This is a genomic window from Streptomyces albicerus (assembly GCF_008905045.1).
Lineage (GTDB): Bacteria > Actinomycetota > Actinomycetes > Streptomycetales > Streptomycetaceae > Streptomyces > Streptomyces albicerus.
This window is the reverse complement of record NZ_VWMY01000198.1, coordinates 1-1,085: the sequence shown is the minus strand read 5'-3', so window position 1 is coordinate 1,085 and position 1,085 is coordinate 1. Positions and strand designations below refer to the sequence as shown.

The window sequence follows — 1,085 nt, the reverse complement described above, 5'->3', positions numbered from 1 at the left end:
CCAAGAACTGCAACGGCAGTGGCAGCCCGACCGCGGCGGACCCCGCCGTGACCAACGCGGCCGCGCTCAGCATTCCGAGCGCAGCAGTGAGGGTGAAGATCTCCGCCGCAGCCAACACAGCTGCGATGATCAACCAGATCAGCCATGGATCCATTGCGTGCCTCTTCTGACCGGCGCGGGTGCGAAGGGCCTGACTCTCACCATTGGACCCCGATACGGGACAGCCGCGATACCCCTGCGAGAGGAAACGCCGCCGAGCGGGCGGAGTTGTACTGGTGGAACGCGCTCCATAGCCGATACTTCACACCATTACAGTAATTTTAACCATACCGAGAAGTTCAATCCTTCCGCACAGACGAGTCGATCGGGTCTGGATCTTCCATGACAGGGCACCACCGGTCCGGCCGGTCCAGAGCCGCGAGCGGTGAAGGAAGCCAGCGGCGGCCACCAGCGGCCGGTCATTGCCCGACACCTCGCGCCCCGGCTCTGCACCCTGAGAACTCCCGCCCGCGATCCGGCCCCCGGGCCCCGCTCACGCGTTCTGCCTGGACCCTGGAAGCAGTGCGCGAAGAAGGCCGACGGTCGGCGAAGCAGCGCGGAGAGTCTGGACGGCCTGGCCGCAGCGATCTGTACGGATGGGCGTCGCAGGGCGACATCCGGGGCCGCTCAAGCATGAACCCGCCGCACGGGGACGGCGTTCTTCGTGACCGGTCCCCTCGACTGCGGCCACGGCTGGGAAAGTGCGTACGACATCGACGTGACGGTGGACGAGTACGCCCGGATCACCGCGGTCTACCACCTCGACGGCAAGCGCGTGCCCTCGCCGCTGGCATCTCCGCGCTGTCCGGCCTGCGAGGGCCGCAAGATACGGATCATGCGAGCGGGACGCGTCGCGTCCGCCCGCCTGCACGAGACGTGACCGCGGGGCAGACACGTGCCCGCATCGTCGAGGCGGCGGCCGCGCTCGTCGCCGAGCGGGGCGTCGAAGGGACCGGCGTCGACCACGTCCTCGCCGCCGCCCGCGCCAGCAAGAGCCAGCTGTACCACTACTTCACCGACAAGGACGATCTCATCCGAGCGGTGAT

The 1,085-nt window shown here is 67.8% G+C and carries 3 protein-coding genes; 2 read left to right on the top strand and 1 reads right to left on the bottom strand.

The window, feature by feature from the left end; all coding sequences use genetic code 11:
- Nucleotides 1–154 (bottom strand): NfeD family protein (locus tag GAS53_RS57535; protein ID WP_404829459.1); only part of this gene is annotated, 154 nt, incomplete at its 3' end.
- A 549-nt stretch (nt 155–703) separates the two neighbouring features.
- Between GAS53_RS57535 and GAS53_RS54880 the strand changes: the two genes are divergently transcribed.
- The gene (locus GAS53_RS54880) at nt 704–919 is read left to right on the top strand and encodes a hypothetical protein (protein WP_151485303.1); all 216 of its coding nucleotides are present in this window, start codon (nt 704–706) and stop codon (nt 917–919) included.
- Nucleotides 916–1,085 (top strand): TetR/AcrR family transcriptional regulator (locus GAS53_RS54875; protein ID WP_151485302.1); only part of this gene is annotated, 170 nt, incomplete at its 3' end. The genes GAS53_RS54880 and GAS53_RS54875, both read left to right, overlap by 4 nt.